At 67.3% G+C, this 13,129-nt stretch carries 13 protein-coding genes; 4 read left to right on the plus strand and 9 right to left on the minus strand.

The window, feature by feature from the left end; all coding sequences use genetic code 11:
* Positions 1-15: 15 nt before the first annotated feature.
* The 6 genes from OHZ10_RS28680 to OHZ10_RS28705 form a co-directional block, all read right to left on the minus strand.
* Positions 16-876 carry a class I SAM-dependent methyltransferase gene (locus tag OHZ10_RS28680; RefSeq protein ID WP_226196360.1) on the minus strand — a complete coding sequence of 287 codons (861 nt, stop codon included), beginning with the start codon at positions 874-876 and terminating at the stop codon, positions 16-18.
* Between the two features lie 7 nt (positions 877-883).
* Complete coding sequence (locus OHZ10_RS28685; protein WP_059240152.1) at positions 884-1,234, minus strand: VOC family protein; 351 nt, start codon at positions 1,232-1,234, stop codon at positions 884-886.
* A 1-nt stretch (position 1,235) separates the two neighbouring features.
* The gene (locus OHZ10_RS28690) at positions 1,236-1,412 is read right to left on the minus strand and encodes a ribbon-helix-helix protein, CopG family (protein WP_059240150.1); all 177 of its coding nucleotides are present in this window, start codon (positions 1,410-1,412) and stop codon (positions 1,236-1,238) included.
* A 114-nt stretch (positions 1,413-1,526) separates the two neighbouring features.
* Positions 1,527-2,357, minus strand: coding sequence for an arylamine N-acetyltransferase (locus OHZ10_RS28695; RefSeq protein WP_342705099.1), 831 nt, complete (start codon positions 2,355-2,357; stop codon positions 1,527-1,529).
* Between the two features lie 121 nt (positions 2,358-2,478).
* Positions 2,479-3,171, minus strand: a complete 693-nt coding sequence (locus OHZ10_RS28700; RefSeq protein WP_174991273.1) for a hypothetical protein — start codon at positions 3,169-3,171, stop codon at positions 2,479-2,481.
* A 316-nt stretch (positions 3,172-3,487) separates the two neighbouring features.
* The gene (locus tag OHZ10_RS28705) at positions 3,488-4,972 is read right to left on the minus strand and encodes an amidase (RefSeq protein WP_059240144.1); all 1,485 of its coding nucleotides are present in this window, start codon (positions 4,970-4,972) and stop codon (positions 3,488-3,490) included.
* A 370-nt stretch (positions 4,973-5,342) separates the two neighbouring features.
* Between OHZ10_RS28705 and OHZ10_RS28710 the strand changes: the two genes are divergently transcribed.
* Together OHZ10_RS28710 and OHZ10_RS28715 are read left to right on the plus strand one after the other, a co-directional pair.
* Positions 5,343-5,777, plus strand: coding sequence for a universal stress protein (locus OHZ10_RS28710; protein ID WP_059240142.1), 435 nt, complete (start codon positions 5,343-5,345; stop codon positions 5,775-5,777).
* Between the two features lie 595 nt (positions 5,778-6,372).
* On the plus strand, positions 6,373-6,621 hold the full coding sequence (locus OHZ10_RS28715; RefSeq protein WP_059240140.1) for a hypothetical protein: 249 nt from the start codon (positions 6,373-6,375) through the stop codon (positions 6,619-6,621).
* A gap of 68 nt (positions 6,622-6,689) precedes the next feature.
* Here the strand turns inward: OHZ10_RS28715 and OHZ10_RS28720 are convergent, their stop codons facing one another.
* Positions 6,690-8,072, minus strand: a complete 1,383-nt coding sequence (locus OHZ10_RS28720) for a lysozyme inhibitor LprI family protein (protein WP_342705100.1) — start codon at positions 8,070-8,072, stop codon at positions 6,690-6,692.
* A gap of 224 nt (positions 8,073-8,296) precedes the next feature.
* On the opposite strand from OHZ10_RS28720, the gene OHZ10_RS28725 reads away from it, so the two are divergent.
* The gene (locus OHZ10_RS28725) at positions 8,297-8,770 is read left to right on the plus strand and encodes a nuclear transport factor 2 family protein (protein WP_059240138.1); all 474 of its coding nucleotides are present in this window, start codon (positions 8,297-8,299) and stop codon (positions 8,768-8,770) included.
* 11 nt (positions 8,771-8,781) lie between these two features.
* Here OHZ10_RS28725 and OHZ10_RS28730 read toward each other — a convergent pair whose 3' ends face one another.
* The gene (locus OHZ10_RS28730; protein WP_342705101.1) at positions 8,782-9,519 is read right to left on the minus strand and encodes a BPL-N domain-containing protein; all 738 of its coding nucleotides are present in this window, start codon (positions 9,517-9,519) and stop codon (positions 8,782-8,784) included.
* A gap of 435 nt (positions 9,520-9,954) precedes the next feature.
* Here OHZ10_RS28730 and acnB point away from each other — a divergent pair, with 435 nt between their 5' ends.
* Positions 9,955-12,540, plus strand: coding sequence for a bifunctional aconitate hydratase 2/2-methylisocitrate dehydratase (gene acnB / locus OHZ10_RS28735; protein ID WP_059240134.1), 2,586 nt, complete (start codon positions 9,955-9,957; stop codon positions 12,538-12,540).
* An 84-nt stretch (positions 12,541-12,624) separates the two neighbouring features.
* Here acnB and OHZ10_RS28740 read toward each other — a convergent pair whose 3' ends face one another.
* A complete protein-coding gene (locus OHZ10_RS28740) occupies positions 12,625-13,038 on the minus strand; it encodes a PPC domain-containing DNA-binding protein (protein ID WP_059240132.1) in 414 nt (137 codons plus the stop codon).
* Positions 13,039-13,129: the final 91 nt, after the last annotated feature.

Below are 13,129 nucleotides of genomic sequence, written 5' to 3' on the forward strand. Positions count from 1 at the left end.
CACGAACGCGACGGATCAGACCGTCGCGACCAGCAGCGCTTCGGCGTTGTTCGGCGGCCGCAAGCCGTCCGTGCGATCGGCGAAGTAACGGCGCGTCAGGTCGGCGGCCGACACGTGCGCGGCCTTCGCAAAACCGGCCGCCAGCGCAAGCGCCTGGATCTGCGCCGGCATGAAGAAGCTGATGAACGGCGTACCGCTCGCACGCGCGCCCTTCGCGGCCATTTCCAGCCCCGGACGCACGTCCGGGTCCGCGTGTTCCAGCGGCAGCAGGAACGTCATCGCGAGCGTCGAGCCCGGCGCGAGCGACGCGACTTCGCGCAGCGCGGCCGCGTTCGCCTCGCGCGTCAGGTACATGCTGACGCCGGTGGACACCACGACGGCCGGCTTGCCGGCATCGAAGCCGGCGCCGACGAGCGCGTCGCGCCACGACTGCTTCGCCTCGAAATCGACCGGCACGAACCGCAGCCAGCCGGGCACGCCGTAGCCGAGCTCGGCCAGGCGGCGCTGCTTCCAGGCCTGCGGCGCCGGCGGGTCGACTTCGAAGACGGTCACGCGCGACGCCATCTCCGGCCGGCGCTGCACGAAGCTGTCGAGCCCGGCGCCGAGGATCACGTACTGGCTCACGCCGCGCGCGGCCTGCTCGGCCACGAGATCCTCGATGAAGCGCGCCCGCGCGACGATCGACGCGCGAAACGGCCGCGTGAATTGCGGATCCATGTCGCCGCGCTGCTGCCAGCCCGGTTCCGGCGCGAGCAATCGAAGCCCGACTTCGTCGGCAAGCACATGCGGGGGGGCGTCGAGTTCGACGTGCAGCGCGCGCCACAGCGCGACGCGGGCGGCCGTGCTGTCGGGGGCGTCTTCGCGGAGGTCGGTCATGCCGGCCTCACGCGCCTTGCTTGCCCGGCGCCTGCAGGCGCCACACGCGGCCGTCCGGGTCGCGCACGGTCATGTCGCGCGTGCCCCAGTGAGTATCCTCGAACGGCGTGACGACCTCGACGATCGGCTGCGGCTGCACCGCCTGCTCATCGGGCACCTTGAGCACGACCTGCATGGCCGGCGTCTCGCCCGGCGGCACTTCGGCGATGAACAGGAACGGACCGTCGCCGCTGCGCAACTGGCCCGAGTGGTGATCGGTTTCGAATTCCAGCTTGAAGCCCAGCGCCTGGAAGAACTTCGCCGACTTGCCCCAGTTGTGCGTCGTCAGGTACACGGCTTCGATTCGCTCGGATGACATGTCACTCCTCCTTGGTGGACGGCGCCGCGCCCGGCGGCGGCGCGGCCAGGTACGCGCGCAATGCATCGGCCACCAGCGCGGACAGCGACTGCTCCGTTTCGATGGCGCGATGCTTGACCTGCCGGATCAGGCCGAGCGGCAGGTACACGTTGAATTGCTTCACTTCTTCGTCGGTCATGAATACTAGTATGCTAGCAATCTAGCAAATGTCAACCGCGCCTGCGGCGGAATGGATCGATTGCATCGAGGCGCGGCCCGCAGGCGGGCCGCTTGCGCGCATCGTGCGTGCGCGTTACCGCGCGGCGCGCGCGGCCAGCCGCGTGAACAGCGCGTCGAGATCGAAACCCGCCGTATTGATGCCGATCGTGTCGCGCAGGCACGCGCCCCACTCGGCTGCGTTGTCGAACGTGACGGTGCGCCCGGCGCCCGCCGCGTCGCGCAGCGTCAGCGCCGTGTTGAGCAACGCCGCACGGCCGTCCGGCAGCACGCGGCATGCGATCAGGTCGTTCACGAAGATCGATTCGGGATACGTCGACGTGAACCAGTTCGCGGCGTCGTAATCGATCCATTCGGCCGGCTTCAACGAGAAGCGGTAGGTCGTCTGCCAGCCGTCGGGGATCTCGAACTGCATGTCGAATTCGCCGTCGACCGGCGCGTCGACCACGCGGAACGCGCCATGCGGGGTCAATTGCCGCTCGCCGGGCACGAAGCGCAGCGGCGCGGTCAGCGTCGCGCTGCCGAAGCCGATGTCCGCGAGCCACGCCGCGCCGTCGAGATCGATGCGCAGCAGCATGTGCGTCTGCGCCGTGACGATCTCGGGCGGCCGCATCCAGCGCACGCGCGCGATCAGCGGCGTCACGCGAAAGCCGATCGTCGTGAGCGCGGCATGGAACAGCTTGTTGAGTTCGAAGCAGTAGCCGCCGCGGCGGCGCTCGATCACCTTGTCGACGATCGAGGGCAGGTCGAGCGCGACGCGTGCGCCGGTCAGCGGATTGAGGTTTTCGAACGGGATCGCCTGCGGATGCAGCAGATGCAGCCTGCGCAACACGTCGAGCGTCGGCTCGACCGGGCCGTCGTAGCCGATGCGGGAGAAATAGCGCGAGAGGTCGAACGAGTCAGTCATGAACCGGCACCGATAAAAGGGACACGCCACGATAGCATCGCGCGACATCCCCATGTTGTGCGGCGCGATCGTCCGTCGCCGCGCGCGATGCCGGCACCGCATCGCGCGCACCTGCACGGCGTTACGGCAGCAGCTTCAGCGCGGACGCGGCGACCGACGGCACCGAAATGCCCTGGCTCGTCGCGAACTGCACGGCCTGGCTGAGCGTCGCGGCAAGCGACTGCAACTGGCCCGGCGCGCTTTGCGCGATATACGACGCGGCCTGCATGTTCTGCGGATTCAGGCCCGACTGCAGCAGCGACGCCGCACTCGTCGAACCGAGATTGCCGAGCCCCGACTGCAGTTGCGAATACTGCGTGAGCCCCTGCCCGAGCGACGCGAGGCCGTTGCTGAACGCCTGCTTGTCGACCGGGCCGTGCGTTGCGCCGCCGCTCGCGAACGCCTGGCCGAGCGCCTGCGACACCGACTGCTGCGCGCCACCCATCTGCGACAGCGCGGCCGGCGTCAGCGCATCGCCGCCGGACAGCTGGCTCGCGGCTTGCTGCGCCTGCCCGGCCGCACCCGTCAGCCCCATCGCCGACGCGAGCGACGACTGGCCGGTCAGCACCTGCTGGTTCGCGCCGACATACGCCTGCAGCAACTGCGCGACACCGCCCTGCGCGGGCGCAGCTTGCTGCTGCCCGCCGGCGCCGCCGAGCAGCGATGCGCCGATCGATTGCAGGTCGAGCTGCGCGTGTGCGGCGCTACTGATCAGGATGCCGAACGCGATGCCTGCCGAGGCCAGGTGCCGGCCCGTCGCGCGAATGTGCTTCATGTGTTTCCCTCGTGCCCGAATTGTCGAGGCGATATTGTCGAAGCGCGTCGCGCGCCGCCGCAACGACTGAAACACATCGAAACGAAATCAGGCCACGCGACCGCTTGCAATTCGGCGACCAACGGACACCGGCGCGCAGATTCGCGCGCGTTTGCCGCGCGATGTCATGCACGTCCTGCGATTCGTTCTCCGGTTGCATCAATGGAGGCAGGTTCCGGCATGCGCCGGCGGCACAACGCATCGCCTCAAAACGAAACGGGCGGCTCGCCGCCGCCCGTTTCGCCCGCCTGCTACCGGCTTCCCGCCGGTCGCGACGTTACGCTGCCATCCACGCCGGCAACCGCTGGCTGACCCAGTCGGCCGCTTGCTCGTAGCCGCGTGCGAGCTGCAGCACGGCGAGATCGGCGCGCGGGCGTCCGATCAGCTGCATCCCCATCGGCAGCCCCGCGTCGTTGAAGCCGACCGGCACGTTGATCACCGGGCAGCCCGCCAACGTCCACGGCACGACCGTCTCCATCCAGCGGTGGTAGGTGTCCATCGGGCGGCCCGCGATTTCTTTCGGCCAGCGCTGGTCGACGTCGAACGGGAACACCTGCGCGGTCGGCGCCGCGATGAAGTCGTAGCGGTCGAAGAAACGCAGCACGGCCTGATGCCACGCGGTGCGCTCGACGCTCGCGTCGAACACGGCCGCGCCCTGCATCGCGAGCAGCCCTTCGACCTCGTAGATCGCCTCGGGCTTCAGCAGCGCGCGTCGCGCCGGGTCGCGATAGTGCGCGAGCAGCCCGCCGCCCGACAGCAGGTGCCGGTGCGCGAGCCACAGGCGCCAGATCCGGTCGGGCGCGAACGCCGGCAGCGCGGCATCGACGTCGCAGCCGATCTCGCGCAGCGTCGCCAGCCCCTGCTCGCACTGCGCGAGCACGCCGGCCTCGGTCGCGAGATAGCCGTTCCAGTCGCCGACCCACGCGATGCGCTTGCCGCGCAGGTCCGCATCGAGCGGCTGCGCGAACACGGCCGGATCTTCCGCGAGCGACAGCGGATCGTTCGCGTCGTAGCCGGCCTGGATCGCGAGCAGCTGCGCGACGTCGCCGACGGTGCGGCCCATCGGCCCTTCGATGCCGAGCTGCTGCATGTACACGTCGACGCCCGGCCAGCGCGGCACGCGGCCCTGCGACGGACGAAAGCCGTAGATGTTGCAGAACGCGGCCGGATTGCGCAGCGAACCGCCGAAATCGCTGCCGTCCGCCACCGGCAGCATCCGCGCCGCCAGCGCCGCCGCCGTGCCGCCGCTGCTGCCGCCCGCGCTCTTCGTCAGGTCGTACGGATTGCGCGTCGCGCCATAAACCTCGTTGAACGTGTGCGAACCGAGCCCGAACTCGGGCGTATTGGTCTTGCCGATGAAGATCGCGCCGGCCGCGCGCATCCGCGCGACGCCGACGGAATCGGCCTGCGGCACGTTCTCGCGGAAGATCGGCGAGCCGTAGGTCGTCCGCAGCCCCTTCGTCATCGCCAGATCCTTCGGCGCCTGCGGCATCCCGTGCATCCAGCCGCGGTACTCGCCGCGCGCCAGCTCGGCATCCTTCTGCGCCGCTTCGGCGAGCAGCGCATCGCGATCGCGCAGCGCGACGATCGCATTGACCGCGCCGTTCACGCGCTCGACGTGGTCGAGATACGCGCGCATCGTCTCGACGCACGACACCGCCTGGCTGCGGATCGCCGCGGCGAGCTCGCTGGCCGACAGGCGCACGATCGGATCGACGGAAATGGAAGCGGAGGCGAGAAACTGCGGGGCGCCGTGCGGCATGCGGGGTCTCCTGGAATCGGGATGGAATGGCGGGCCGCGTAGCGGCGGCGATCGCTCCCGGGCCGGCCGGGAGAGGCCGCGCCGCGGCCGATGTTCTACTCTACGCGACGCCGGATCGGCGACCTCCGATATTTTCCGTCGCGATTCATTGCGGATCCGACTAAATCGGGGCAGCGCCTACCGGACCGCTCACGCCGTTCCGGCCGATGAAATCGTTTATGCGCATAAACTAAAATTTCTTATATTTCTAATAGGCGCGTCACGCGGCCGCACGCGTTAACGCGATTTTTATGCGGCCGCCCGATTTCTTTAGATGGCTCGATCCGGCCGCACGCTACGCTGGAAGCATCTCGTTCCCTGGACATCGTTCATGCTCAAGCTGCTGGTTCCGGTCGGTCACTCGCCCCGCTCGCTTCAGGCGGTTCGCCACGCGACATTCCTCTATCGCGAACGATGCGCGTCGGAGATCGTGCTGATCAACGTGCAGGCGCCGCTCGAATCGACGCGGCTCGAGGCCTATTACCCGCTGTCGCGGCTGCGCTCGATCGAGGAGAAGTTCGCGTCCGACGATCTGGCGATGGCGGAACGGATTCTGCGAGAGGCCGGTGTCAGATACACCGTCGTGATGAAGGTCGGCCCGGTGGCCGACACGATCGCGACCGCGGCAGCCGAGACCGGCTGCGACGAGATCGTGGTGGTCGCGCCGCGGCACGATCCGCTGCATGCGCTGATGTCGGTATTTCGCCGCAGCGTGATGAGCCGGCTGGTGCGCATTTCGAACGTGCCGGTGACGGCCGTGCAATGACGGGCATCCGGCACGGCGGCGCAGCTGACGCCGGCCGCCCGACGGGCCCGCAGCCTTGCGCCCGCGACCGTCGAACGTGCGACGAAGGACGAGGGACGAGGGACGTGCGGGCGCCGTGCATCGCACGCGTACCCGCCATCGTGCAGCACTCAGTCGATGACCTTGCGCCAGAACACGAAATACGCGGCAGCCGACGACGCCACCAGCAGGATGGCCCACAACGGGGCAAGACTGATCAGGACGGAAGAGACGTTCAACATTTGGATTCCTCACTATTTCGACAGCGATGTTCAACACGCACCTGCTTGCCGGAACCGATGCATTCATCCGCCATCGCGTTCCGTCAAATCATGCATTCATGCTATCGCTTTGAACGTCCGGACAACCGTCTCCGCCTGACCGTACCCTGACATTCGTCAAACTCGCGCGAATCGCGCGCCGGGCCGCGCCCCCTCCTTTCCACGCAAAATCCGGAAAACAGGACGGGATCACCCCGCCCGCCCCGCCACCTTTTTCAGCAGACGTTTACCGGGGGAAGCCCCAAGTGCTTCGTCAAACGTGTCCGCGTTACGCTTGGGCAACGAGGAGACGAACCATGAGACGAGCCGTACATATCGCTGTTTTTGCGCTGCTGGCCTATCTCATCGGCGATCGCGCGATCCTGCATGCGCAGGGCCGCGACGCCAGCCCGCTCGCGTGCGAGCAAGGCGCAGCGCAGGTCAAGGCCGACGCGCTTGGCCGCGGTTTCGGCGAAGCCGCCGCCGGCAGCCAGAGCGAGGCCTTCATGTCGGGCTGCCTGGTGACCGGTCGAGGCAATCAGGACGTCGCGCTGGCGAACCGTTGACGGGAATCCGGTGACGTGCCGGTCGCGTTCAAGTCGAAACGGCCGAACCGAAGCCGCGCGCGCCCGCGTCAATTCCCGCTGTTGACCGTCATTTTCCCGATCGACGCCGCGACGGACGTCACGGTCCGGACACCGTTCACGCTGAACGTCTGCTCGCGGTCCGTATCGTTGGCGGGAAGACGCATCGACAGTTGCGCCATCAGGCCGTCCTTGCCGTACTGACCAAACCAGTCGATCAAGCGGCCGATATAGCACGTGCCGCCGACATGCACCGGCATGTCGCCGACGATCTCGTACGAATAGTGGCCGGGCCCATAGTTCGAATACGCGGCGCGGTCATCGCCCTGCACCGTGGACGGAACCGGGCACAGCGGCTTGCCGGCGCCCGCATCGCGCGCCTGGCTGTCGCTCACATCGCGCAGCGCCTGCTCGAGCGCCATCTGCAGCGGGCCGTCGAGCATCGTTGAACCCGTCTTGCCGTCCTTGTGCTGTTCGATCGGCACCGACAGGCGGTAGCGGTAATGCACCGTCAGCATCGGCACCCGGTCGACGACGGTAAACGGTCGCAGCAAGTAAAAATCATCGACGCCGTAGTGACTGTCGCGATACAGCGCATAGACGCGCCCGCGCAAGCGAATCCAGTCGGCCGCCTGATTCGCGCCGCGGCCATTCGTCGTGTACAGGCTGCGCTCGATCGCCCCGTTCGAATCGCCGGGCACCTCGAACTTGCCGCCGTTACGGCGCAGGACGTCGACCGACGACCACAACCCCGTTCCGTTCGCCGCCGACTCGATCACCAGATCGCGCTGCCCGTTGCCATCCAGATCGATCAGCGTGTAGGACGCGCTCGCCTCCGTGTCGTCGCCATCGACGTGCGACGCCTTCAACGCCTTCCATTCGTCGGCTGTCACGCCGTCGGGCCGGGTCGTCGGAAACGCCGCGCCCTGCCCGTCATCGGACGCGCTGGAAAACCGCGTGACTGCCGTCCTGATCCGCAGCCCTGCGATCACCTGCTCGACGGGCGAGCTCGCATCCGTTCGGCGCGCCTGATCGACGCGCGTACGCAAATCGTCGAGCGCGGCCTTGTCTTCGGCGTCGGGGCGATAGGCGAGCACCATGGCCAATTGCGATTGCAGGTCGCCGATCCGCGTCAGATAGCGTTGCTCGATACAGCCATGATCGGCGCCGCATCGATCGCGCGTCGTCAGCCAGCCGCGTTGCGCGGTCCGCAACGCAGCGCGTTGATCCTGAGGCAACACGCCGGACAACTTCCGGTAAAAGGCCGACAGCCGGCCGTCGTCCAGATGCAGGTCGTTCGACGCGCACACGGCCTCTTCCGTCGGGCTGGATGCCTGCGCACAGTCGAGCCCTGCCGCGAAAGCGGGGAATGCGTGCGCGAGCAGCACGAGCGGCCACGTTGGCCGCAACGGCGCTTCAACGCGAAATTTCACGAATGGGTTCTCGACGGTCATGGCGCGCTCGCGGATCGAGGCCCTGCCGGCCTCCAGCGCGGATTGTCCATCAATTGCCCGGCGGGCGAAACAGCCGGAAGAAACCGGCTCATGCCGCCGCGCCGGTCGGCGACAGCGCATTCGATTTCCGCTACAGTGGCTTGCCCGGCGCCCGGCCGCCGCGTCGCGATTCCGCTTCATCGACAACGACATCCAATCAAAAGATGAGTCATCCGAACACCGAACTGATCCAGCGTTTTTACACGGCCTTCCAGCAGCGCGACATCGACGCGATGCTCGCGTGCTATGCGGACGACATCGTCTTCAGCGATCCGGCGTTCGGCGAACTGCACGGCGAACGTGCACGCGACATGTGGCGCATGCTGGTCGCGCGGGCGCAGGAGTTTTCGCTGACGTTCGGCGAGGTCGCGGCAGACGAACACACCGGGCGCGCGGAGTGGATCGCGCACTACCGGTTCACCGCGACCGGCCGGATGGTGGTCAACCGGATCGACGCGCGGTTCCGGTTTCGCGACGGACGCATCGTCGAGCATCGCGACCGTTTCGACCTGTGGCGCTGGGCGCGTCAGGCGCTCGGGCTGAAAGGCGCGCTGCTCGGCTGGACGCCGTTCATGCAGCGCGCGATCCGGGCGCAGGCCCGAAAGAATCTCGACGCGTATCGGGCCAAACGGAAGTAAGCCGCGCACCGCTATGGCTTCATCGTCGCGTCGATCAGGTCGTAGGCCATGTCCGGCAACACGCCGTCCGGGTTCTTGAGGCGGTTCTGGCGATACCAGCTTTCATCGGCTTCGGGATGCGGACCGGCGAGCCCGACGCGCCCTTTGCCGTAACGGTAGGTCGCGGCCGCGATGTCGTTGTTCGGATAGGTCGCCAGCACGACGCCGCCGGAGCCGGCCGGCACGGCCGGGAGCATCGCGCCGTCCTGGTAATAGATCCAGCGCTGCTTCCCGCGCCATACGACCGGCGTCACCGTATCGGCGATACCGTGAAGCGTCGAGCCCGGCCGGTCGACCTCGGAGTCGATGTCGCCGGCGACCAGCCGGAAACCCCGTTCGCCCGCCAGGTACGCGCCCATGCAGAGCCCCAGGTATCGCCCGCCGTTCGCCACGTACTGCCGCACGGCCTTGATTGAATTGCGCCCGATGCTGGTGGCCGCGCCGGGGATATCCTGCCCGCCGCCGGGTTGCACGTACAACGCGGCACCGGCCAGCGCCGCAGGCGTGATCTTGAGCCGTTCCGCCGGCCCGACGTAGATCACCCGGAACCGGTAGTCCGATTCCTGCAAGCGCGCGGCAATGGCCTCGGGGCAGCCGTCGCACGCCGCAGGGCCGCGATAGACCAGTGCAACGGGCCGGCTGGCCGCGCCACGCGATGCGTCGCCGGTCGCCGCCGCATGCACGACCGACGACGCGACGAGCAACAGCATCAGGACTATCGAATCTCTGGAACGCATGTTCTTGACCGTCGGAGTAAGAGGGATCGCGACCGCCCGGGACGAATCGACGGGCACGCACCCGTTTCCGCCCCGTGCTTTTGAAACCTGATCGCAAGCCGGGTGACAGGAAGCCTAGACGTGCGAGCGCGCCTCGTATGTACCGTTTCCTGCGGGCTTGTGCAGAAATGTGCGGTGCCTGTCACCGGATCCGGCCCCCGCAAGCCACCCACCGGGCCACGCCAGACAAGGCCGGCTGCGCGATGCCGCCACGATTCCCGGCCCCACGCGCATCAACTCTTATATAAGACATAAGACATTTGACGTTCCAGACCATTGAGATTAGAATCCCGCTCAAAGCAGTGCCTGGAATAGCCCCGGAGTGCCGGCAAGGCCTTCCCCTCAAACGCAATATCAGCAGGTCTCCCCATGCTTGAAAACTTTCGTGCTCACGTGGCCGCCCGCGCCGCGCTCGGTATTCCTCCCCTGCCGCTGACGGCTCAGCAGACCGCCGAACTGGTCGAATTGCTGACGAACCCGCCGGCCGGCGAAGAGCAGACGCTCGTCGACCTGATCACCCATCGCGTGCCTGCCGGCGTCGACGAAGCCGCCCGCGTGAAGGCCGGCTTCCTGGCCGCCGTGGCCAAGGGCGAGACCGCCTGCCCGCTGATTTCGCGCGCGCGCGCCACCGAACTGCTCGGCACGATGCTGGGCGGCTACAACATCCAGCCGCTGATCGAGCTGCTGTCCGACGACGCAGTCGCGGCAGTCGCAGCCGACGCACTGAAGAAAACGCTGCTGATGTTCGACCAGTTCCATGACGTGAAGGAACTCGCCGACAAGGGCAACGCGCACGCGAAGGCCGTGCTGCAGAGCTGGGCCGATGCCGAATGGTTCACGAGCCGTCCGGAAGTGCCGCAAAGCCTGACCATCACCGTGTTCAAGGTGACGGGCGAAACCAACACCGACGACCTGTCGCCGGCCCCGGACGCCACCACCCGCCCGGACATCCCGATGCACGCGCTGGCGATGCTGAAGAACGCGCGCCCGGGCATCACGCCGGAAGAAGACGGCAAGCGCGGCCCGGTCAAGTTCATCGAATCGCTGAAGGAAAAGGGCCACCTGGTCGCCTACGTGGGCGACGTGGTCGGCACCGGCTCCTCGCGCAAGTCGGCCACCAACTCGGTGCTGTGGTTCACCGGCGAAGACATCCCGTTCGTCCCGAACAAGCGTTTCGGCGGCGTGTGCCTCGGCAGCAAGATCGCCCCGATCTTCTACAACACGATGGAAGATGCCGGCGCGCTGCCGATCGAACTCGACGTGTCGCAGATGGAAATGGGCGACGTGGTCGAACTGCGCCCGTACGATGGCAAGGCGCTGAAGGACGGCAACGTGATCGCCGAATTCCAGGTCAAGTCCGACGTGCTGTTCGACGAAGTGCGCGCCGGCGGCCGCATTCCGCTGATCATCGGCCGCGGCCTGACCGCGAAGGCGCGTGAAGCGCTCGGCCTCGCGCCGTCGACGCTGTTCCGCCTGCCGCACCAGCCGGCCGACAGCGGCAAGGGCTTCTCGCTCGCGCAGAAGATGGTCGGCCGCGCATGCGGTCTGCCGGAAGGCCAGGGCGTGCGCCCGGGCACGTACTGCGAACCGAAGATGACCTCGGTCGGCTCGCAGGACACCACGGGCCCGATGACCCGCGACGAACTGAAGGACCTCGCGTGCCTCGGCTTCTCGGCCGACCTCGTGATGCAGTCGTTCTGCCACACCGCCGCGTATCCGAAGCCGGTCGACGTGAAGACGCACCAGACGCTGCCGAACTTCATCAGCACGCGCGGCGGCATCGCGCTGCGCCCGGGCGACGGCGTGATCCACTCCTGGCTGAACCGCATGCTGCTGCCCGACACCGTCGGCACCGGCGGCGATTCGCACACGCGCTTCCCGATCGGCATCAGCTTCCCGGCAGGTTCGGGCCTGGTCGCGTTCGCGGCCGCCACCGGCACGATGCCGCTGGACATGCCGGAATCGGTGCTGGTTCGCTTCAAGGGCAAGATGCAGCCGGGCGTCACGCTGCGTGACCTCGTCAACGCGATTCCGCTGTACGCGATCAAGCAAGGCATGCTGACGGTCGCCAAGCAAGGCAAGAAGAACATCTTCTCGGGCCGCATTCTCGAAATCGAAGGCCTGCCCGACCTGAAGGTCGAGCAAGCGTTCGAGCTGTCGGATGCATCCGCCGAACGTTCGGCTGCCGGTTGCTCGGTGCACCTGAACAAGGAACCGATCATCGAGTACCTGAACAGCAACATCACGCTGCTGAAGTGGATGATCGCGCAGGGCTACCAGGATCCGCGCAGCCTGCAGCGCCGTATCGCGGCGATGGAACAGTGGCTGGCCGACCCGCAACTGCTGTCGCCGGATGCCGACGCCGAGTACGCGGCCGTCATCGAGATCGACCTCGCCGACATCCACGAGCCGATCGTCGCCTGCCCGAACGACCCGGACGACGTGAAGACGCTGTCCGACGTCGCAGGCGCGAAGATCGACGAAGTGTTCATCGGTTCGTGCATGACCAACATCGGTCACTTCCGCGCCGCGTCGAAGCTGCTGGAAGGCAAGCGCGACATCCCGGTCAAGCTGTGGGTCGCGCCGCCGACCAAGATGGACCAGAAGCAGCTGACGGAAGAAGGCCACTACGGCGTGTTCGGCACGGCCGGTGCGCGTACCGAAATGCCGGGCTGCTCGCTGTGCATGGGTAACCAGGCTCAGGTGCGCGAAGGCGCGACGGTCATGTCGACGTCGACCCGCAACTTCCCGAACCGCCTCGGCAAGAACACGAACGTGTACCTCGGCTCGGCGGAGCTGGCGGCCATCTGCTCGCGTCTGGGCAAGATCCCGACCAAGGAAGAGTACATGGCCGACATGGGCGTGCTCAGCGCGAACGGCGACCAGATCTACAAGTACATGAACTTCGACCAGATCGAAGACTTCAAGGAAGTGGCCGACACCGTGCAGATGTAATCACGAAGTCGGGCTGCGGCGGGTGGTCGACGTCGCAGCACCGCGCAATGGCGCCGCAGGCCGAATGGCCGCGGCGCCATTTTTTTATGCGGCGTCGCCGCCTGGTTCGCGCCGGATCACCAGTTCGTTGAAGCCGGTGCCCGCGTCGGGTTCGCGCGAGAAACGATGCGCAGGCAGCAGCGCGAGCAGGATCTCGGCCGTCGTGCGTACCACGCAGCCGCTCGCCACATGGCCGCCCGTTACGCGGCCGTCCGCATCCGAGACGGCCATGTGCAGGTGTGCGCCGTCCGGCGACACCGAGCCGGCCAGCGTCAGGATTTCGAGGTCGCCGCGCAGCTCGGCCGGCTGGTCGACGCCGGCGAAGCGCAACTGCGCGACGCTCAGGCTGCCGATGCCCTGGATCACGAAGGCGGCGTGCGCGCCGTGCCGGCGCAATGCCGCCTCGATGGCGCCGCGCAGGTCGTCGCCGGGGGAAAGACGCAGGGGATGGGCTTGCATGGTCGAGAACCCGTGGTGGACCGTGGTATCGGCAAAGCGTACGTTCGCCCCGTGAATCCGGCAAGTCATCCACCTCTGAAACGGCCGCGCA

The organism is Burkholderia arboris (genome assembly GCF_038723655.1).
GTDB classification, from domain to species: domain Bacteria; phylum Pseudomonadota; class Gammaproteobacteria; order Burkholderiales; family Burkholderiaceae; genus Burkholderia; species Burkholderia arboris.

What these genes read in the sequence shown, in the direction of transcription:
- OHZ10_RS28680 (WP_226196360.1), bottom strand. Translation starts at nt 876, where the DNA reads ATGACCGACCTCCGCGAAGACGCCCCCGACAGCACGGCCGCCCGCGTC.
- OHZ10_RS28685 (WP_059240152.1), bottom strand. Translation starts at nt 1,234, where the DNA reads ATGTCATCCGAGCGAATCGAAGCCGTGTACCTGACGACGCACAACTGG.
- OHZ10_RS28690 (WP_059240150.1), bottom strand. Translation starts at nt 1,412, where the DNA reads ATGACCGACGAAGAAGTGAAGCAATTCAACGTGTACCTGCCGCTCGGC.
- OHZ10_RS28695 (WP_342705099.1), bottom strand. Translation starts at nt 2,357, where the DNA reads ATGACTGACTCGTTCGACCTCTCGCGCTATTTCTCCCGCATCGGCTAC.
- OHZ10_RS28700 (WP_174991273.1), bottom strand. Translation starts at nt 3,171, where the DNA reads ATGAAGCACATTCGCGCGACGGGCCGGCACCTGGCCTCGGCAGGCATC.
- OHZ10_RS28705 (WP_059240144.1), bottom strand. Translation starts at nt 4,972, where the DNA reads ATGCCGCACGGCGCCCCGCAGTTTCTCGCCTCCGCTTCCATTTCCGTC.
- OHZ10_RS28710 (WP_059240142.1), top strand. Translation starts at nt 5,343, where the DNA reads ATGCTCAAGCTGCTGGTTCCGGTCGGTCACTCGCCCCGCTCGCTTCAG.
- OHZ10_RS28715 (WP_059240140.1), top strand. Translation starts at nt 6,373, where the DNA reads ATGAGACGAGCCGTACATATCGCTGTTTTTGCGCTGCTGGCCTATCTC.
- OHZ10_RS28725 (WP_059240138.1), top strand. Translation starts at nt 8,297, where the DNA reads ATGAGTCATCCGAACACCGAACTGATCCAGCGTTTTTACACGGCCTTC.
- OHZ10_RS28730 (WP_342705101.1), bottom strand. Translation starts at nt 9,519, where the DNA reads ATGCTGTTGCTCGTCGCGTCGTCGGTCGTGCATGCGGCGGCGACCGGC.
- acnB (WP_059240134.1), top strand. Translation starts at nt 9,955, where the DNA reads ATGCTTGAAAACTTTCGTGCTCACGTGGCCGCCCGCGCCGCGCTCGGT.
- OHZ10_RS28740 (WP_059240132.1), bottom strand. Translation starts at nt 13,038, where the DNA reads ATGCAAGCCCATCCCCTGCGTCTTTCCCCCGGCGACGACCTGCGCGGC.